Consider the following 20,015-nt stretch of genomic DNA (forward strand, 5'->3'; position numbering starts at 1 on the left):
AACATACAAAGAGCGATATAATAAGCCAAACTGCAACATTTAATACATGCCCACTAATACTACCAAATCCCGCCCCACCTACTAAACTGTTAAGTGCTTTCACAATATGAGCTGTTGGAAGATATCCAATCATCGTCTTAATTACTTTATTTTCAACCATTGGCTCAAACTGTACAGCCAAATACATCGTCATTAATATCGGCATTCCAATTATTGATGTTTGTGGTACAGATGCAGCTAACAATCCAATCATTGTTCCAATCACAATAAATAAAATTGTTCCACATAAGAAAATAAATCCTAGCAATAATAGATTTCCACTGAATTGATCCAAAATAAATAAGTTCACAATACAAATGCCCAATGTCAAACATGCTGTTAATATACTTTTTCCAAGTAGAACTTCAACCGAAGATGCCGGTGATAGCATTAATACACGCAATGTATGTTTTTCTTTTTCTTCTGCAATTACCATAGATTGAACAAAGCCTGCGACAAATAGGAAGGCCGTTATAGTAGTAATGCCTAACATTTCCTTTCCCGCTCCAAATCTGCTAAACAAAAATGAAAGTATAATTGGTAAAAATGCCATTAACAACACTTGTGAATTTGTCTTAAAATCTTGTACTTCTTTTCTAAAAATAGCTGATACACGTCTCATTGAAAATGTCATTATAATCCCCTCCCAGTAACTTCAATAAAAATATCGCCTAAAGTTGGTTCGTGTGAATGAATGGATAGTAATTCTCCTTTGTTCATCCATTCTGAAATACGTTTTGCACCTAATTCATCTTTTTGTACCGTTTCTTTCTTCTTATCCTTTAACACGACTTGTATTTGATCTTTCGCGTATTGTAAGCGAAGGTTCTCCGGTGTATCAAGTGCTACAATTTCTCCGCCACACAGGAAGGCAATGCGGTTACAAAGCGTTTCTGCTTCGTCCATGTTGTGAGTCGTTAAGAAAATCGTCGTTCCTTCTTTATTTAAGTCTTTTAAGATTTTATGAATGTTTTGTACGTTTACTGGATCAAGTGCAGATGTTGGTTCGTCTAAGAAAAGGATATCTGGTTTATGAAGGATTGCTCTTGCTAGTGTGACGCGTTGCTTCATTCCCTTTGATAATTTTTTTACTGGTGTTTTTTTATCATCTAATAAATTCACTTGTGCTAGTACTTCATCGATTCGTTCTTTTTTGCAATCATATAAGTCACAAAATAATAGTAAGTTATCATAAATGCTAAGTCTTTCATATAAGCCGCTGTTATCTGTTAAAATACCAATTCGTTTGTAATCGATGCTACTTGGTCCTGTAATATCTTTCCCTAATACTCTTACCGTTCCAACACTATGAAGCAATTGAGAAGTTAAAATTTTTACTGTTGTCGTCTTACCAGATCCACTCGGTCCAAGGAATCCGAATATCTCTCCTTGCTTCACCTCAATATTTACATTTCGAAGTGCCGTTTTTCCACTGAAACTTTTCATTACATCTTTCATTTCAATTGCCAATGTCATTTCTTCATCTCCTTTGTTTTTCTTCTTTATAGATGAAAGTCGCTTTAGCGCTTTTCGTTCGTTTGTTTCGCTTTTCTTGACTCAATCATATGAAAAACAAAGGGTAGGCGCATTAAAATACCGGTAAAAGGAGTATTTTTACCGGTGAATGAATCGCATGTTGAGCTTATTGGAGCACTTTTATAGTCCAATAACACCTTTTAATTCATCCATTCGTCCTTTTGAAAGCGGGATTGAACTTTTTCTTTCGTCGTCTAAAATTAAGCTAAAACTATTACGAGTCCAAGTAATCACTTCTCGCACTCTTTGTAAATTCACAAGGTACGAGCGATGACATCTAAAGAAACCAAAACCTGTTAACCTTGCTTCTAGTTCACCTAATGTTAAAGCGCATACGAAATCTCCTTCACGAACGTGAATATGTGTTACTCCGTTTTGTGTTTCAATGAAATGGATTTCCATCGGATCAAGTAAAATGATTTTATCGTTCACTTTCGCAGGTATTCTTTCTAACTTCATTTGCGGAATTATTTGAACGACCTTCTCTTCATCGACTTCTTCTGCTTCCTCTTGTTCAATTTCTACTTTTTTCACACCGTCATTGTTTAGTATGTATACATCTTCCGTTAACGAAAGGGCATCCGATAGGAAAGATGACGTAATAAAAATTGCTTTTCCTTGCTCTTTCATTTTCATAATCGCTTTTCGAATAATAATCGTACTCTCTGTATCTACATTTTGCTCTGGCTCTTCCAAAACGACTAAATCCGGATTATGAATCATCACTCGCCCAATATGAAGACGACGTTTCTCTGAAAATGATAGTTTTTCTATTTTAACGTTTAACTTATCTAAGAGACCAACATATTGTACAACTTCTTCCGTACTCATATTTGATTCATAAAGTCCCATTAAAAACTTAAAGTATTCCTTCACCTTCAAACGATCATATGCTTCATCCTTCAAAAAACAAAAGCCTATGCGGGAATAATTTTTCTTTCCAATTGCTTCCCCTTCAAACAGTACGTTGCCAGTTGAAGCTTCTTCTTCACCAATAATAATGCGGTGTAACACTTTAGCTGTATGATTATTGCATTGCAAAACAATACATTGTCCTTTTTCAACCTTTAGCTCAATTTCCGGTAACTGGTTCGCCTTCCCTAACTGTTTCAACTCTAGTAACGCCATTTCATTCCCCCCAAATGCCTTTTTATCCTATTATATCAAACAGTTAATGGAAAATTATGATATTTTAAACAGAAAAAATAGGTGCCAGAGTTCTGACACCTATTTCTTCACCATCAGTTTTCCTTCATAATCATTCATCGTCTTTATTTCAACGCCTTTATAGTAATGAGCGACGATATCTGTATATTTCTTTCCTTCCGCTGCCATGCCGTTCGCCCCGTATTGACTCATACCAACGCCGTGACCGAACCCTTTCGTCGTAACGATGATTTTATCTCCTTGTTGTTTCCACGTGAAATCAGAAGAACGTAAATCTAACTTTTCACGAACTTCTTTTCCTGTTAATGTTTTTCCTTGAAAAGCTACATCCTTTACGCGCTTTCCTTCCGTAAGGTCTTTAATATTTCCAACCTTCCCGTCTGCTAGCACTTTCACACCGAGACGTTTTTGAAAATCAGCTACTGTAAATGTTTGCTCGCTCGTAAACTTTGGAGAGGCTTGATCCCACGGACTATCTACACTTTTCAAGTACGGATAATCATTTCCCCAATAGTCAGCTGCATTTTCTGTTCGGCCATTACTCGTTGAAAAGAAGGATGCTGAAATTGGTTTTCCATCATACGTTAAAACTTGTCCTGCTGTTTTCGAAACGGCTTCTTCAATTTTCTTCAAATTATTTTCGTAGTTATTACCCCATTGCTTCTTCAATTCATCTTTGCTTTTGTACACTTGATCTTTCACCGTATCTGTCACGTCCGCATTATTTTTCTTTCCTCCGCTTAGCATACGTTGTACTACAAATGTTCTCGCTGCTAATGCCTGTGCCTTTAGTGCCTCTATTTCAAAACTGGCATTCATCTCAGAAGCTACTACACCTGTCACATACTCCTCCACTGGTAATGTTTCTACCTTCTTCTGTTTTTCGCGATATACAGCAACTTGAACAGCTGTATCTACTTTTCCTGGAGCTGGTATACTTTCTATCGCTGGAGGAGTTTTAGAGGCCGTTTCTTCCCCTACTTTTGCTTTCGCAAATGGAATAACAAGGGCTGCAGGTACAATGATAACGAGCGCTATTAAGAGCGCTACTGTAATAAAAAGTGGCTTTGAAAATTTCATCCTATTTTCCCCCAATATAAAAGCTTTACTCCATTCATTCTTATGGAACAACTCTTTCTTTTAGAACATACTTAAGGGGAAGAGTATAAAACAGAAATTTTCTAAATATTTTTACTGGTACGTGCATAAGTATAGAATTTATTGACTATAACAGTAATAACCCAAAAAAATAGCCCCTATGTCAAAAGACATAGAGACTATTTCAATTAAGCGTGAAGATCAGAAACTTCTTGTTCTTTCACTTCTTCTACTTTTTCGTTTACACGTTCAATAGTTGCACCTAATGCAGCTAATTTCTTATGGAAGTTTACATAGCCACGGTCAAGATGTTTTAACTCAGTTACACGAGTATAACCTTCTGATACTAAACCAGCTAAGATTAATGCAGCTGCAGCACGTAAGTCAGTTGCTGCTACTTCAGCACCTTGTAAGCTGTTTGGACCGTTCATAATAACAGAACGACCTTCAATTTTAATATCAGCATTCATACGACGGAATTCTTCAACGTGCATAAAGCGGTTTTCGAATACCGTTTCTGTAATCATGCTTGTTCCATCAGCTTGTAGTAATAATGCCATCATTTGTGATTGCATGTCTGTTGGGAAACCTGGGTGAGGCATAGTTTTAATATCAACCGCTTTTAACTTATCTGGGCCGATAACACGTACACCTTCGTTTTCCTCAATAATTTTAACACCCATTTCTTCCATTTTCGCTGTAATTGAGCGTAAATGTTCAGGTACAGCATTTTCAATTAAGATGTCTCCACCAGTAATTGCTGCTGCAACCATGAATGTTCCCGCTTCAATACGGTCAGGAATAATAGAGTGGTTTGCACCATATAATTTATCAACGCCTTCGATACGAATCGTTCCAGTTCCAGCTCCGCGTACTTTCGCTCCCATCGCATTTAAGAAGTTAGCTAAGTCAACGATTTCTGGTTCTTTCGCTGCGTTTTCAAGAATTGTTGTCCCTTTTGCTAATGTAGCTGCAGACATAATGTTTTCTGTCGCGCCTACGCTTGGGAAGTCTAAGTAGATTTTAGCTCCTTTTAGTTCTCCCTCAACATATGCCTCAACAAAACCGTTACCAACCTGTACTTTCGCTCCCATTGCTTCGAAGCCTTTTAAATGTTGGTCAATTGGACGTGAACCAATTGCACATCCACCAGGAAGTGCAATACGAGCACGACCGTTACGTGCTAATAATGGTCCCATTACTTGAACAGATGCACGCATTTTACGTACATATTCAAATGGTGCTTCAATGTTTAGTTCTTTAGAAGAATCGATTGTTACTTGATTATTTTCAAATACGACTTCAGCATTTAAATGACGTAATACCTCATTAATTGTGTATACATCAGACAAAACTGGTACTTCAGATAGTACATTCTTTCCATCACTCGCTAATAGGGCTGCAGCGATTATAGGTAATACAGCATTTTTTGCGCCCTCAACACGCACTGTGCCGTTTAACCGCTTTCCGCCACGGACGATGATCTTTTCCAAATTATTCCCCTCCGTGTCCTTTTTTCAGTATCTATTCACTCAATACTCAGAAGTTATGATCGGTGTGCCAACCACAATTGTATCTTTGTTGTCTGTAGAACGTATTGCTATTTGCACATTTATTTTCTCTCTATTTGTTGAAAGAGCGTCATCCCACTTTTTATTGTATGCGGAGACTGACACAAATGCTCTTTCTTCTACTTGTTCGATCGCTCTTGCTGAAAGATCTTTCAAAACCTGATTGGTTTTATTTTGCAAAACACCTTCAATCTTATCATTCAGTACACCTTGAACACAAGTGTAAATTATAGGTTTTTCACTAAAAATTTTATTCATGTTTTGAACATACTTCGGGTCCCATTTCGCCCCACTTACTTCAAAGATAATGAAAGTGTTTTCTTTAGTATTTTCTTTACTCCAAGTTACTACTACTCGTTCTTCATAAGAAGAAAGCTTTTTATAGGATGTAGCTTTATATCCATCTGGAGATTGCTCTACTTCCCACTTTTGAATATTTGCCTTTTCCTTCACATCGTTTAACAACTTTTGAAACGTATGTATGTTAGAAATTGTTTTTGTTTCTCTCGCTAACCATGACCATTTTTCTACTTTAGCATCATTTTTCTCTAAAGCCTTGATCATGCTCTCCATTTTCTGTTCATCGCTTATCGGTTTCATCTCTCTATATCCAACCAAAAATAAAACAACACTAAGTGCAACAATAAGAATGGCTTTAAGCTTCAATTTCATCCCCTCCTATCCCCATTGTTAACGGAGATTTGAGGTTCTATACACTTACTTTACTAAATACGTTAAACTCTTCGAATAGCCTAAATAATCAAGGAAAAAGTTACTTACAGATGTCCCAATTGCAATTGTAATTAAGATGAGTAATACTCGCGTCTGCAGCACTTTTCCGGACTTCATTAAACGCTCAATGTGAATGCCTTGTAAGGCCCACCACGTAATGGTAATAAACAATAAATGCGAAACAATGGCAATCAGTGCTTGTTGCCCTAAAAGTTGTGCCAAAAAATCGACCCCTTTTTACTCAGCTACTACTTATGAAAGAATATAAAAACGATACCATAATAAGTAGGAGCTACACTTTTTCAAATGCACATAGACATCTTACATTTTACATCGTGATTTTCTTTCCAAAAACGTATATCTACATTACAAGTTAACACAAAATAAAAAGCGCAGAGTACTGACTCCACACCTTTTATTTTCACTATTGTACCACGTTCCCTAAGAAGAAGAAATCTTTCATTAATGGAAAATATTCATAAAAGAAATTGTACCCAATCATCGGCATAATCCCTAGTATTACAATCGAAATTGCACAAAGACTCATAACAACCTTTATATTTAACGGTAACCGTATTCTCTCTTCTGTCTCTCCTGTGCGGAAAAACATTTGTTGTAAAATACGGAAATAATATACGAATGAAACAACCGTCGTACCCATCATAATCGAAGCTAGTACGTAATGTGCTGGCTCTACATGAAGTGCGCCTAAAAAGATATTAATCTTTCCAATGAAGCCAGCCGTTCCTGGTATCCCAGCCAGCGATAAAATAAAGATTGTCATCATAATCGCTGCAAATGGTGACCTTTTATATAAACCTGTGAAAATCGTTATATTTTCCTCATCATTTTGTAAGATTAAGCCGTGTATGATAGCAAATGCACCTATATTCATAAGCATGTATGCCAGCATATAAAACCACATGCTATCCATCGTAAATGGTGATAATGCCACAAGTGGAACGAGTAAATACCCTGCATGAGCAATGCCCGAATAAGCAAATAAACGCTTTATATTGTATTGTTTTAACGCGACTACATTCCCAACAATCATCGTAATACTTGCTAGCACCGCAATATATATACTCATATGCCCATATAAAGATTGCATATCTCCTTGTATTAATACACTTGCAAAAACCATAAGGAACAAACGAATAATGAGTAGGAAACCAGCAATTTTAGAAATCGTTCCAAGAAAAGCAGTAACTGGTGTAGCCGCTCCTTCATATACATCAGGTGCCCACATATGAAACGGCACTGTGGCAATTTTAAATGAGAGACCGACTAGCAATAAAAGAAATGCGAGAGCTAACAATAACTGAATACCACTAGCGAGTTCCCCAGTGAGTACCTTTTGCATATCTACAATGTTAGTTGAACCTGTAATACCGTATAAATAACTCATTCCGAAGAGCGTAATCGCCGTTCCAATTCCTCCGCTAATGACGTATTTCATTGCCGCTTCATTTGATGCACAGCTCTTTTTTCGTATTCCTACTAAAATATAAGAAGAAAGTGAAAGTAACTCCAAACCAACGAAAAGGGTAATAAAATCAACACTAGAAGCCATGAACATCGCACCAAGAAGTGCCATTAAAAATAAGTAATAATATTCACCCTTATCTTCAATTGGATTCTTCTTATCATCGCTCATTGCGGTGCATAAAATGAGAGCTGAGGCACCTAATAGCAACGTTTTAAACCCTTTTGAAAATCCATCTAACACAAACGATCCATTTAAAATATCTCCTGCTGGTTCGCTATATAGAGTAATTAATGACACGATTGCCAATACGATGGCAGCAATCGCACCAAAAGCTACATATCTATGGTTCAGCTTAAAAAACAAATCACATATGGAAAGAAGGATGGCGGCGCCGAGAATAATAAATTCTGGCACCATTAGATGCCACGATAAACTAAGTAACGTATTCATATCCATCCTACTTCACCCCCAGTGTTTTCAATGTATTTTGAAGCGGATCCCCTAGTATTTCTGGCATAACTCCAATTGCAATAATACAAAAGATAAGTAGTAAAACAGGGACATACTCCCATCCGTGTATATCAGTTTTTGCTTCCCACTCTCTCTTTCCAAATGTCACTTGAAGTGTCGCCCTTAATACATATACAGCGGTTAAAATGATGCCAATCACACCGACTGCAGCAATGACGGGCTCTCCTTGAAATAAACCGAGAAAGGCAAGAAATTCACTAACAAACCCAGACATCCCTGGTAATCCAAGCGAGGCCATTCCTCCTGCTAAAAAGAATCCGCTAAGTATCGGTACACTTTTCGCAAGTCCGCCTAGCACCGTAATATCCGAAGTTCCAAATCGTTGTTCTATAACACCCAGTAGGAAGAATAGCAAGGCTGCAATTAAACCATGTGATACAACTTGGAATAGCGCTCCTTGTGTACCAGGTGCATTAAGTGACGCAAGTCCCATTAACACAATTCCCATATGCGAAATACTAGAGTAAGCCAGTACTTTCCTAAAGTCCGTTTGGATGAGCGCTAAAAAGGCACCGTATAATAAATTAATTACGCCTAATATAGCAATTAGCGTTGCAACATCGTGAAAATATTCCGGGAATAGCCCTTTCCCGAAGCGAATAATACCGTATGCTCCAATCTTTAGCAAAACTCCAGCATGAAGCATAACTACAGCTGGATGCGCTTCTATGTGTACATTGACCATCCAGCGGTGCAACGGAAAAACAGGTAGTTTAATTGCAAAAGCAATCATTATGGCAATAAATACACTAAGCTGCAAGCTACTTGGGATGACGAGTGCTCCCTCTGCGTTTATGCTTCTTAATATCTCTTTCAGCTCCACAATATTTGTTGTACCTGTTTTCGCAAACAAAATTGAGAAAACAATGAGCAAAATAGCTGAGCCAATACCGTTATATATTAAATAACTATACGCAGCCTTTTCACTCGACAATTTTCCCCACTTTCCAATTAATAAGAACATTGGTGGCAACGTAATTTCAAAGAAGATAAAAAACAACATTAAGTTTTGAGCAGCAAAGACGCCGAGCATTCCTATTTCTAGCATGAGTAACAGCATATAAAATGCTTTTAAATTTCTTTTAATAGAAAAGGCTGCAATTGCTGCAAGCGTTGCTAGAAGAGCCGTCAGTACCATCATGACAAGCGACAAACCATCAATACCAAGCTCGTAATAAATAGAAAACCACCTTTTATCCACCGCTGTAAAATCGCCGAACTTAATCCATTTCACCTTTTCATCAAATAGTGACAAATTCTTTCCAGAAGCATATGTACAAGCGAGGACGATAGCAATTCCAAATGGAAGTGCCGTCCCAAATAAGCCAAGCGCCCGCACTGTACGCAATTCCTTTTTCGGTGTTAATACAAGCAATAAAATTCCTAAAAGCGGGGAAAAAATGAAGAACGTTAACAACAAATCATTCATCGTAAATCCCCTCCCGTATAGAGCAAAATAATGACGAGTACAGCGAGCGAAACCGCCGTTACAGTACCGTACACTTGTACATTCCCGTTTTGAAGTTTCGATCCAAGATTACTTGTGCCTTTAACTACACTTCCAATTAAAACTGCAATTCCTTCGACTACATACACTTCAAATAAGCGAAGCACATGAGCGATTCCTTTCGTAATAGGGATCACCGTCATGTTGTATAGTTCATCCACATAATATTTTTCTTTCAAAAGATTATAAAGAGATGTTTCCGTACCCCCAGCCCAATCTCTAGAAATTGATTTCTTGCCATATATGAAATATGCAAGAGCGATTCCCGCAAATGAAACGAGTGTCGCAACAATCATAATCCAAACTGGTCCATGCGCTTCTTCAACCTTAAACCCTACATCTTTCGTCAACCAATCTCCGAGAAATGTCCCAAACCATGGTGTATTTATATATCCTGCCACTACCGCAAGAACGCCGAGAACAATCATTGGATACGTCATAACGCGAGGCGATTCATGCACTTCTTCCTTCGTCTTCGTTTCTCCAGTAAAGACAAGAAAGTATAGGCGGAACATATAAAATGCTGTTAAAAACGCCGCAATTACCGCTAAAGTAAATAAAACGTAATTGCCATTCATCCACGTCGCCGCTAAAATTTCATCTTTGCTGAAAAAACCGGAAAGCAGCGGAACACCGCTAATGGCAAGGGTACCTATTAAAAATAGCGTACCAGTTACTTTCATCTTCTTCTGTAAACCGCCCATTTTATTAATGTTTTGCGTATGCACAGCATGAATTACACTTCCTGCCGCCAAAAATAATAGTGCTTTAAAAAAAGCGTGTGTCGTTAAATGGAATATACCAGCTACATAACCGGCAGAACCTAACGCGAGCATCATATACCCGAGCTGGCTAACTGTAGAATAAGCAAGCACCCTCTTTATATCTGTTTGCACAAGACCGATAGAGGCCGCAAAGATTGCAGTGAAAGCTCCAACGATTGCCACTGTCTGCATCGCCACTGTACTTGCTGAAAATAGAGGAAACATCGTCGCTACTAAATATACGCCAGCTGCGACCATCGTCGCCGCGTGAATAAGTGCCGAAACGGGCGTTGGCCCTTCCATTGCATCTGGCAACCACGTATGAAGCGGGAACTGACCTGATTTTCCCATCGCCCCGATAAAAATTAATATCGCTGTTATTGTAATCATGTAAGGAGGTAGATCCCCTGTATAAATCGCCCTAAATATTGCGTCATATTCAAAACTACCTGCGTACCAAAAAATTAAGATCATCCCGATAAATAAACCAACATCCCCAATACGGGTCATAATAAAAGCCTTTTTTGCAGCAGCCTTCGCTTCTTCTTTAAAGAAATAAAAACCGATAAGTAAAAATGAACCAAGGCCAACTAATTCCCAAAATATATAAAGCTGTAATAAATTCGTTGATATAACAAGCCCTAACATCGCAAATGTAAAGAGTCCTAAATATGCGTAAAAGGTTGGTAATCGTTCATCACCTTTCATATAACCTTTCGAATACACATGTACAAGTAGACTCACAAGCGTCACGATAAATAACATTAAAGCTCCTAATGCAGTCACTTCAAAGCCGAATGATATATCCACATCTCCAGCTCTAAGCCACACCCACTTATGCTTCACGCTTGCTTCTGAAAACCTTTCTATTAACACAAGTACCGCAAGTATAAAGGAGAGAAAGACGAAAAAAATACTAAGTACGCTGCTTCCTTCTCTAATTTTCTTCCCGAATATAATAAGTAACAAAAACGAAACGAGTGGGAAAAGCGGTATGAGCCATGCATAATCGATCATTGTTTCCTTCCCCCTTTTTCGGTCACAATGCTATCCTTTAAGCGTATCCATTTCATCCACCTGAACTGTTGTACGATTACGATATAAAGCAATTAAAATAGCGAGTCCTACCGCCGCTTCCGCTGCCGCTACAGCCATCGTAAACAGTGAGAAAATTTGACCTGTTAAATTCGGAAATAAGCCTAATTTACTAAACGCCACTAAGTTTAAATTGGCAGCATTCAACATTAATTCGATACAAACTAATACGATTACTGTATTCCGCTTTGTTAAAGCTCCAAATAGACCGATGCAAAACAAAATAATCGCAAGTGTTAAATATGCAGAAGCTGGAACGCTACTCATTGGAATCCTCCTCTTTCTCATCCTTTTTCGCAAGTACAATCGCGCCAACGAGTGCTACAAGTAAAATAACTGAAGTTAGTTCAAATGGGATAATATATTTTGAATAGAGAAGCGTACCGATTTGAAGTGTGTTGTTTTCATGGAGAGGTAAACTTCCTTGTGTGCTTTCATTTGCAAAATCAACATTATTAACAGCGAAATACATAACCGCTCCAAATGCTACAACTGCAAAGAAGATAATCCATTTTCGAAGAGTAAGACGCGATTCATTTTCCGCGTTATGTTTCGTTAACATAATGCCGAAAATCATAATAATTGTGATTGCACCAGAGTAAAGTAAAATTTGTGCAACGCCTATAAATTCAGCTGATAAAAGAAAATACAAACCTGCAATGCTGAGAAATGTCAGAACGAGAGCTAGCATCATGTGCATAACTTTCGTTAAGTTCAACATAAGAACACCGCCGATAATTGCAGACAAGGATAGTATAAAGAATGCTACAAACTCGCCATTCATGCCTTGTTCTCCTTCCTGACGTTTTCGTCGTTTTCGTCAAGCCACTGCAAATTTTTAAATAAGTCATCACGTGAATATTCCGCGAGTTCAAAGTTATTTGTCATGACAATTGCCTCTGTCGGACAAACTTCTGTACATAAATCACAAAGAATACAAATTTCAAAATTAATATCATACGTGTCGATAATTTTTCCTTTTTTCGTAGGATCCGGATGTTTCTTTCCTGTTAACTGAATACAGTCTGTCGGACAAATGTTAGAGCACTGATTACAAACAATACATTTCTCCGGATAAAATTTTTGAATTCCACGAAAACGGTCTGGCAACGGCAACGGTTGATTTGGATAATCATACGTTACCTTCTTCTTGCTCAAATTACTTAATGTATATTTTAATCCTTTAAATAGTCCTTTCATCTCTTACTGGCACCCCCCTCATAGATTAGAAGAATAACTCCTTAATCAATGCCGTTAAGAAAATATTTGCAAGTGCAATCGGCAATAATACTTTCCAACCAAACTCCATTAACTGGTCACCTCTTATACGCGGGAACGTAACGCGGAACCAAATTAATAGAAAGACTACACTGCTAAATTTCAAAGCAAACCATACGGCACCTGGGATAAATCCAAGAAACATGACTGGATTCCATCCGCCTAAAAAGAGCACTGTAATTAACGATGCCATCCCGAAGAAATATACGTACTCTGAAAGCATGAAAAACGCCCAGCGAAAACCTGAGTATTCCGTATGATATCCAGAAACAAGTTCTGACTCCGCTTCTGGCAAATCGAATGGCGTTCTATTTAACTCTGCAACTGCTGCGATTAAGAAAACGACGAAGCCAATTGGCTGTACGAAAATGTACCAAACCTTCTCCTGCGCCGCTACAATCTCATTTAAATTCAGGCTACCAGCTAGCAAAACGATACCAATTACACTCATTACGAGCGGAATCTCATAAGAAATCATTTGCGCCGCCGCACGCATCCCTCCTAAAAGGGAATATTTATTATTCGATGCCCATCCCCCAGTTACAACACCTATCGTCGTAATACCGGAAACAGCGATATAATAAAGTAACCCGACTCCAATATCTGCAAATTGAAATTTATCAGTGAACGGGATAACTGCAAGCACCATAAATGCTGGTGCAAATGCAATGACAGGTGCTAATATAAACAGCGGTTTATCTGCTGCTTTCGGAATACTATCTTCTTTCAATAATAGTTTTAAAACATCAGCTACCGTTTGCAGTAAACCAAATCGGCCTCCAACCTGGTTTGGGCCAATCCGCCCTTGCATAAACCCCATCACTTTCCGTTCTGCCAAGATTCCATATGTAACGAAGCCAAGGACTGCAAATAGTAGAAGTACCGCTAATCCGAAAAAAATGAAGAAATTCGTCCAGCTTGAAGGTGATTGTAAGAGCGTCTCAATCATTAGCCATCAACCTCCCCAAGTACAATATCAACTCCACCTAAAATCGTAATTAAATTAGCGATGTTTTCACCTTTCAATAACCTTGGTAAAATTTGTAAGTTATAAAAAGATGGCCTACGAAACTTCAAACGGTACGGCTCTTTCTTTCCGTCACTAGCGATATAACACCCAATCTCTCCGCGCGGCGATTCGATACGTACAAATGCTTCTCCCTTAGGTGCCTTAATAATTTTTGGTACTTTTGCCAGCACAGCTCCATCTTTCGGGAACTGCTGAACTGCTTGCTCAACAATCTTTAAAGACTCCTCGATTTCTTGCATTCGGCAAACGTAGCGATCCCAAGCATCTCCCACGCTTCCAACAGGAATATCAAAATCAAAACGATCATAAATCGAATACGGCTCATCTTTGCGAAGATCCCAGTTTACTCCAGTGCACCGCAAATTTGCTCCGCTTAAAGAATACGAAATCGCTTCTTCCGCGCTATATATACCAACGCCTTTCACACGATTTAAGAAAATCTCATTACCGCTAACAAGATCATGATAACCTGCCAGTTGCTCCCTCATATACGGAACAAACTCTTCCACCTTTTCAATCCAACCATCTGGCGCATCCCACTTCACACCACCAACTCTCATATAGTTAAAAGTAAGCCGTGCCCCGCATAATTCATTTAATAAATTTATAATCATCTCTCGTTCACGAAACGCGTACAAAAACGGGCTAACCGCTCCTATATCAAGAAGATTCGTCCCCCACCAAACGAGATGACTCGCAATTCTTCCTAGCTCCATCGCAAGTACTCGCAAGTATTCGGCACGCTCTGGAATTTCAAGCCCCATCATCGTCTCTACAGCATGGCAAATGACGTAATTATTCGTCATAGCTGATAAATAGTCCATTCGATCTGTATAAGGGATAATTTGCGTATACTGTAAGCTCTCAGCGATCTTTTCCGTCCCGCGATGTAAATACCCAATAACAGGTGTAGCTTCTTTAATAATTTCCCCGTCAATCTTAATTACGAGCCTGAACACACCATGTGTACTCGGATGCTGAGGTCCTACATTCAAAAGCATCTCTTCCGTGCGGATCATAGCTACACCTCCACATCATACGGTTCATAGTCTTTTCTAAGCGGATATCCTACCCAATCCTCTGGCATTAAAATACGTGTTAAATTCGGATGCCCTTTAAATATAATGCCGAGCAAATCGTATGCTTCTCGCTCCGGCCAGTCAGCCCCTTTCCAAAGCGCTGTCACAGATTCGACTTGCGGCGTTTCCCGGTCTAGCTTTACCTTCACCGCTACCGATTGTTTCTTACTATATGAAAACAAATGAACATACACTTCCATATGTGTCACAAAATCCGTCGCATGTAGCTCTGACATATAATCAAAAGCAAGTCCCTCATGGAATCGCAGTGACTCCATCACTTCATAATATTTTTCGGGATCCACCACAAGAGTTGGCACATCCTTTGACAGTTTATTAATGTAGGAATCTACTAATGCACCCTCTCCTAACTTCTCCCTAATAGCCTCAACATACTGATTTAAATACGGCTGATTTACGGACAGTTCTTCCTGCTTCGGCTCATCCTCTTTCTTACCTTCAGCCCCCTTTGTCTTCGCTCTTGCAGCCGCTGCTGCTTTCGCTTTTGCCGCTGCAATTGCCTTTGCCTTTTCATCTCCCGAATCCCTATCACCTTGCGAGGCTTTCTGCTTCGCCAATGCTGCCGCTTTTGCCTTGGCAGCTGCCACCGCCTTCGCCTTGGCTTTCGCTTTTTCTTCTTCCGTTACTTCTTCGGTTCCTTCTCTTTTCTGCTTCGCTAACGCTGCCGCTTTTGCCTTTGCGGCGGCTGCTGCCTTCGCCTTGGCTTTCGCTTTTTCTTCTTCCGTTACTTCTTCTATTCCTTCTCTTTTCTGCTTCGCTAACGCCGCCGCTTTTGCTTTTGCAGCTGCTGCTGCACGTCGTTTTGCTTCTTCTATAGTAATATCATCTTTTTTTGGTAGCGCTTTCTCTTTTTCTTGATCTTCTTCCTCAAGCTCACTTATTTCCGCCTCGTGTTTCGCTACAAGGCGTTTTCTCGCTTCTTCTTTTGCACGCCTAGCTGCTTCTTTTTTCAGCTCCTCTAAATCTTTATTTGGATTGCTCATTTATTCGTCACCTGCTTCCCGGTCTTTGCTTCGTAACGAATTTTTTCTTTTAATTTATTAATTCCATAAATTAAAGCAGCTGGATTTGGGGGACAACCAGGAATATACACATCAACTGGTACAATTTGGTCTACACCTTTCACAACAGCATATGAATTTACATACGGACCACCTGCTGTTGCACAAGATCCCATCGCAATAACCCATTTCGGTTCGGGCATTTGATCATATAAGCGCCGAACAATAGGAGCCATCTTCTTCGTTACCGTTCCCGATACAATCATGACGTCCGATTGCCTTGGTGAAGTCCGAAAAAATGACCCAAATCGATCTAAATCATAATGTGATGAGCCTACTCCCATCATTTCAATTGCACAGCACGCCAGTCCGAATGTCATCGGCCATAAAGAATTGCTCCTCGCCCATCCTTTCAACTGTTCCAATGTAGAAAAAAAGATATTTCGTTCTAATTCTGCTCGCTCATTTGGATGTAATTCCTCAAAATTTATAACCATTGTAACACCTTCTTTTTCCAAGCATACGCTAATCCAACTAGCAACATTACAACAAAGATGAGCATTTCAATTAATGCAAATAAACCTAGCTTGTCATACGCAACAGCCCAAGGATATAAAAATAAAGTTTCTACATCAAAGATCACAAACAATAAAGCAAAAATATAATAACGAGCATGAAACCGAATATTTGCATCATGAAAAGGCTCAATTCCACTCTCATACGTCGTCGCCTTTGCTGCACTTGGTTTATTTGGGCGCAGCATCCTTCCTAATGTAAGAGCCACTACCGGCAGCAATATACCTAATAGCAAGAAAATCAAAACGATCATATAACTATTTTCATATACACTTGCCATTGTGAAACCCTCCCCCCTAAATTAAGAACAAGTTCACATAGTAAACAATATGTCCTAGTTGCAGTAATTATTATTTTTAAATTTTTCTAAATAATGCAACTATTCTAATCATTATAGCAAACTTCAAATTCCTATGTCGATATGTTGGGAGGCAGAAACAAGAATTATTAAAATCTATCTTTACAACTTACTATAATTGTGCAAAATAAATATAAAACTTATATATGCTTTTCAAGAAACCGTAGGTGATATAAATGAAAAAACAAACACATGTAAGTATTCTTATAAGCATTGTATTGCTGTCTATAACGCTTCACTATGTAGCGATGCCTTTTCTATATGAATACTCATTTTCTTTTCAGCTATTAATCGGAACGAGTACCCTATTAATTGATATTATCGCTTGTAGTTATATACTTTCTTTTTCAAACATGAAAGAAGGGCTATCTCGTTTATTTTGGATCATATTATCTGTTGGAGCTCTCTCTTATTTTATCGGTGATATAGTCGTTGCCTATCAGCGTTTAATTGTAAAGGACTTCTATACGTTCGTTGATCCATCTGACTTTTTTTACTTACTTTTTTTAGTTAGCTTTACGTTTGCCTTTCTATACGAAATCATTTATAACCGAGATTTATTAGAAAAACTTTTTATGCTATGTGATATTTGTATTATCGTTACAGCCCAATTTACTTTAAGTTACTACTTACTTATTGAACGAACTATTCATATCTTTACAACATCCTATATCGACATATTTGTTCAACTTACCTATCCAATGGCTGATTTACTCTTTCTCTTAATAGGAATCAACCTTTTATTCAAACCACTATCCTTATTACCTAAAAAGGTCGGTGCACTTCTTGGCAGTGCTTTAATTTTATATGCTACTACAGATGCGATTTATGCGTATATAAAATACTTCATACCAGAGTATTCTATGTTTACAGTTACTCCTTTCTATCAAGTAACCTTAGTACTAGTAGCAATCGCCTGTATTCTCCATACAAAAAAGCCTGAAAAACAAGAACAAGTACTACTAACACCTAAAATTGGTGAATCAATCCGATTATCATTACCGTATATTTCGGTAGTAATGCTTATTGTTTTCATATTAGTTGAATACGTTTTTGCGCCTATTATAGTAATCGGACTTATAATAACTTTCTCTTTCGTTCTCATACGTCATAGTTTAGTTCGAAAACAAAATAAAATCTTATTGCTAGCTCAAATGCAATTCAACTCAGAACTCGAGAAACAAATTAAACTACGTACAGAAGATTTAGTAGAACAGAAAAATGAACTCTATCATAATCAACAAATGTTTAAATCTTTATACGAGCATCATCCAGATCCAATCTTCACATTAGATTTGTACGGTAATTTTCTCAAAGTAAATAACGCTGGTACTACTTTACTCGGTTATCAAACGAATGAATTATTAAACCAGCCTTACTATTCACTCATATACGAAGAAGATTTAGAAGAAATGATTAACGCCTTTCATCGCGTGAAAAAGGGGTATTCTATCTCTTTAGAAATACGGGCGTACCATAAAAACAGAGATACTTACTACTTGCACGTTACCGCCGTACCGATCTTTTTAAAGGAGAAAATTTCTGGGGTTTATTTAATGATTAAAGATATTACGGAAAGCAAACAACAACAAGAACAAATTAATTTCCTAGCATACCATGATACTTTAACAGAGCTTGCAAATCGACGTGCATTTCATCAACATTTAGAACAGGCAATTGCACGAGCAAAAATATCGAAAAAGCCTTTTGCTGTTATGTTTCTCGACCTAGACCGTTTTAAAGTTATTAATGATACCCTCGGTCATCGAGTAGGAGACCTATTGCTCATCGCAGTAGCAAAAAGGCTCGAAAGAATAGCAACATCAAATATGAAACTCGCGCGGCTAGCTGGGGATGAGTTCACAATCCTTATCGAGAATTACAAAAAAAAGCCAGATGTCCAAAAAATAGCTGATAGGATTGTAGCGGCCATGAATGAGCCATTTGAAATCGAAAATCAACATTTACAAATCTCACCGAGCATCGGAATTGCAATATATCCTGAAGCAGGTGAAGATGCGCTATCCATTTTGCAGCATGCTGATATGGCCATGTACGAAGCAAAGAATAAAGGAAAAAACGGTAGCTCTCTTTACACGAAAGAACTATATAAAAAAATGGAACGAAAAGCTCGAATTGAAAAAGATTTGCCAATCGCTTTAGTAAACAAAGAATTTTATCTCGTTTATCAACCACAAATTGATACGACAACAAATAAAATTATCGGTGCTGAAGCTTTAATACGTTGGAAACACCCACTATTAGGTGACATTTCACCATGTGAGTTTATTCCAATTGTAGAAGAGACGCCACAAGTAGTCCCACTTGGACATTGGGTATTACAAGAAGCTTGTCTCCAATTAAAAATATGGCATACCTTTGGCTACCAAAATTTAAAAATAAGTGTTAATTTATCCGCAAAAGAATTCCGGCAAGATCAATTAATCGAAAACATTTCACAAATATTAAACGACGTGCAAGTCGATCCAAAATATGTAACACTTGAGTTAACAGAAAGAATTGCAATGATTGACGAGAAAGAAACGTTATTGAGACTGAAGCAATTAAAAGAATACGGTATCCAAACTTCCATTGATGACTTCGGTACTGGGTACTCTTCTCTTGCTTATTTATCAATTTTTCCAATCGACACATTAAAAGTACCGAGAGAATTTACACAATTAGCTGATCATCGTCCTGAAGAACGAGCCATCGTTTCTACAATTCTTTCCCTCGCGAATACTTTAAATCTTTCAGTCGTCGCCGAAGGAATTGAAACCGAAAAACAACTTAAGTTTCTGCAAAAACATAACTGTAAATATATGCAAGGTTACTATTTCAGTAAACCACTTACTAGTAATCAGTTTATAAAGTTTCTACAAAAAACCCCCAGTATGAACAAATAATTCATACCGGGGGTTTTTTAGTGCTAAATATTTTTCTCATAATATTCTTCTGCAATCTCTTCGTAAAAAGCTGCAGATGTCGTATAGAAATATGGAATTAACCATAAGAATCCAATCCCTAACGTAATACAACTTAATATAAACCAGCCAATAAAACTTAAACATAAAATGAAATACTCCATCTTATGTCCATCCATCATACGACGACTTTCTGTAATAGCTTGGTTCAGTGAATAC

General features: G+C 38.0%; 20 protein-coding genes. 1 reads left to right on the plus strand and 19 read right to left on the minus strand.

Annotated features, from left to right (window positions below; genetic code table 11):
• The 18 genes from ABWK52_RS07985 to nuoA form a co-directional block, all read right to left on the minus strand.
• The coding region (locus ABWK52_RS07985; RefSeq protein ID WP_353771911.1) for an ABC transporter permease at positions 1-673 on the minus strand (673 nt) is incomplete at its 3' end.
• Positions 673-1,515 (minus strand): ABC transporter ATP-binding protein, encoded by an 843-nt coding sequence (locus ABWK52_RS07990; RefSeq protein ID WP_000170864.1) that lies wholly within the window; start codon positions 1,513-1,515, stop codon positions 673-675. The genes ABWK52_RS07990 and ABWK52_RS07985, both read right to left, overlap by 1 nt.
• Positions 1,516-1,695: 180 nt before the next feature.
• Positions 1,696-2,703, minus strand: coding sequence for a LytTR family transcriptional regulator DNA-binding domain-containing protein (locus ABWK52_RS07995; RefSeq protein ID WP_098507812.1), 1,008 nt, complete (start codon positions 2,701-2,703; stop codon positions 1,696-1,698).
• A gap of 99 nt (positions 2,704-2,802) precedes the next feature.
• The gene (gene spoIID / locus ABWK52_RS08000) at positions 2,803-3,822 is read right to left on the minus strand and encodes a stage II sporulation protein D (protein WP_000672663.1); all 1,020 of its coding nucleotides are present in this window, start codon (positions 3,820-3,822) and stop codon (positions 2,803-2,805) included.
• A gap of 206 nt (positions 3,823-4,028) precedes the next feature.
• The gene (gene murA, locus ABWK52_RS08005) at positions 4,029-5,333 is read right to left on the minus strand and encodes a UDP-N-acetylglucosamine 1-carboxyvinyltransferase (protein ID WP_000411274.1); all 1,305 of its coding nucleotides are present in this window, start codon (positions 5,331-5,333) and stop codon (positions 4,029-4,031) included.
• Between the two features lie 39 nt (positions 5,334-5,372).
• Positions 5,373-6,077, minus strand: a complete 705-nt coding sequence (locus tag ABWK52_RS08010) for a YwmB family TATA-box binding protein (protein WP_000767916.1) — start codon at positions 6,075-6,077, stop codon at positions 5,373-5,375.
• 51 nt (positions 6,078-6,128) lie between these two features.
• A complete protein-coding gene (locus ABWK52_RS08015) occupies positions 6,129-6,365 on the minus strand; it encodes a DUF1146 family protein (RefSeq protein ID WP_000057889.1) in 237 nt (78 codons plus the stop codon).
• Between the two features lie 202 nt (positions 6,366-6,567).
• A complete protein-coding gene (gene nuoN / locus ABWK52_RS08020; protein WP_033667460.1) occupies positions 6,568-8,082 on the minus strand; it encodes an NADH-quinone oxidoreductase subunit NuoN in 1,515 nt (504 codons plus the stop codon).
• 7 nt (positions 8,083-8,089) lie between these two features.
• A complete protein-coding gene (locus ABWK52_RS08025; RefSeq protein WP_098541793.1) occupies positions 8,090-9,592 on the minus strand; it encodes an NADH-quinone oxidoreductase subunit M in 1,503 nt (500 codons plus the stop codon).
• Complete coding sequence (gene nuoL, locus ABWK52_RS08030) at positions 9,589-11,451, minus strand: NADH-quinone oxidoreductase subunit L (protein ID WP_000568224.1); 1,863 nt, start codon at positions 11,449-11,451, stop codon at positions 9,589-9,591. The genes ABWK52_RS08025 and nuoL overlap by 4 nt, the downstream gene beginning before the upstream one ends.
• A 30-nt stretch (positions 11,452-11,481) precedes the next feature.
• Positions 11,482-11,796, minus strand: a complete 315-nt coding sequence (nuoK, locus tag ABWK52_RS08035; protein WP_000100079.1) for an NADH-quinone oxidoreductase subunit NuoK — start codon at positions 11,794-11,796, stop codon at positions 11,482-11,484.
• Positions 11,789-12,313: an NADH-quinone oxidoreductase subunit J gene (locus ABWK52_RS08040; RefSeq protein WP_001012814.1), complete on the minus strand. Its 525-nt coding sequence runs from the start codon at positions 12,311-12,313 to the stop codon at positions 11,789-11,791. Before ABWK52_RS08040 ends, nuoK begins: the two co-directional genes overlap by 8 nt.
• Positions 12,310-12,729, minus strand: a complete 420-nt coding sequence (gene nuoI / locus ABWK52_RS08045; RefSeq protein ID WP_000677191.1) for an NADH-quinone oxidoreductase subunit NuoI — start codon at positions 12,727-12,729, stop codon at positions 12,310-12,312. Before nuoI ends, ABWK52_RS08040 begins: the two co-directional genes overlap by 4 nt.
• A 25-nt stretch (positions 12,730-12,754) precedes the next feature.
• Positions 12,755-13,756, minus strand: a complete 1,002-nt coding sequence (nuoH, locus tag ABWK52_RS08050; RefSeq protein WP_000573426.1) for an NADH-quinone oxidoreductase subunit NuoH — start codon at positions 13,754-13,756, stop codon at positions 12,755-12,757.
• Entirely contained in the window at positions 13,756-14,856 is a 1,101-nt protein-coding gene (nuoD, locus tag ABWK52_RS08055; RefSeq protein WP_047792185.1) for an NADH-quinone oxidoreductase subunit NuoD, read from the minus strand. Before nuoD ends, nuoH begins: the two co-directional genes overlap by 1 nt.
• Positions 14,857-14,858: 2 nt before the next feature.
• On the minus strand, positions 14,859-15,920 hold the full coding sequence (locus ABWK52_RS08060; RefSeq protein WP_098541791.1) for an NADH-quinone oxidoreductase subunit C: 1,062 nt from the start codon (positions 15,918-15,920) through the stop codon (positions 14,859-14,861).
• On the minus strand, positions 15,917-16,435 hold the full coding sequence (gene nuoB / locus ABWK52_RS08065) for an NADH-quinone oxidoreductase subunit NuoB (RefSeq protein WP_000236331.1): 519 nt from the start codon (positions 16,433-16,435) through the stop codon (positions 15,917-15,919). The genes ABWK52_RS08060 and nuoB overlap by 4 nt, the downstream gene beginning before the upstream one ends.
• Entirely contained in the window at positions 16,426-16,794 is a 369-nt protein-coding gene (gene nuoA / locus ABWK52_RS08070; protein ID WP_000179273.1) for an NADH-quinone oxidoreductase subunit NuoA, read from the minus strand. The genes nuoB and nuoA overlap by 10 nt, the downstream gene beginning before the upstream one ends.
• 254 nt (positions 16,795-17,048) lie before the next feature.
• On the opposite strand from nuoA, the gene ABWK52_RS08075 reads away from it, so the two are divergent.
• Positions 17,049-19,778, plus strand: a complete 2,730-nt coding sequence (locus ABWK52_RS08075; protein ID WP_098507818.1) for an EAL domain-containing protein — start codon at positions 17,049-17,051, stop codon at positions 19,776-19,778.
• Between the two features lie 23 nt (positions 19,779-19,801).
• Here the strand turns inward: ABWK52_RS08075 and ABWK52_RS08080 are convergent.
• The coding region (locus tag ABWK52_RS08080; protein WP_353771912.1) for a DUF975 family protein at positions 19,802-20,015 on the minus strand (214 nt) is incomplete at its 5' end.

This window comes from Bacillus sp. AP50, from assembly GCF_040492675.1.
GTDB classification, from domain to species: domain Bacteria; phylum Bacillota; class Bacilli; order Bacillales; family Bacillaceae_G; genus Bacillus_A; species Bacillus_A cereus.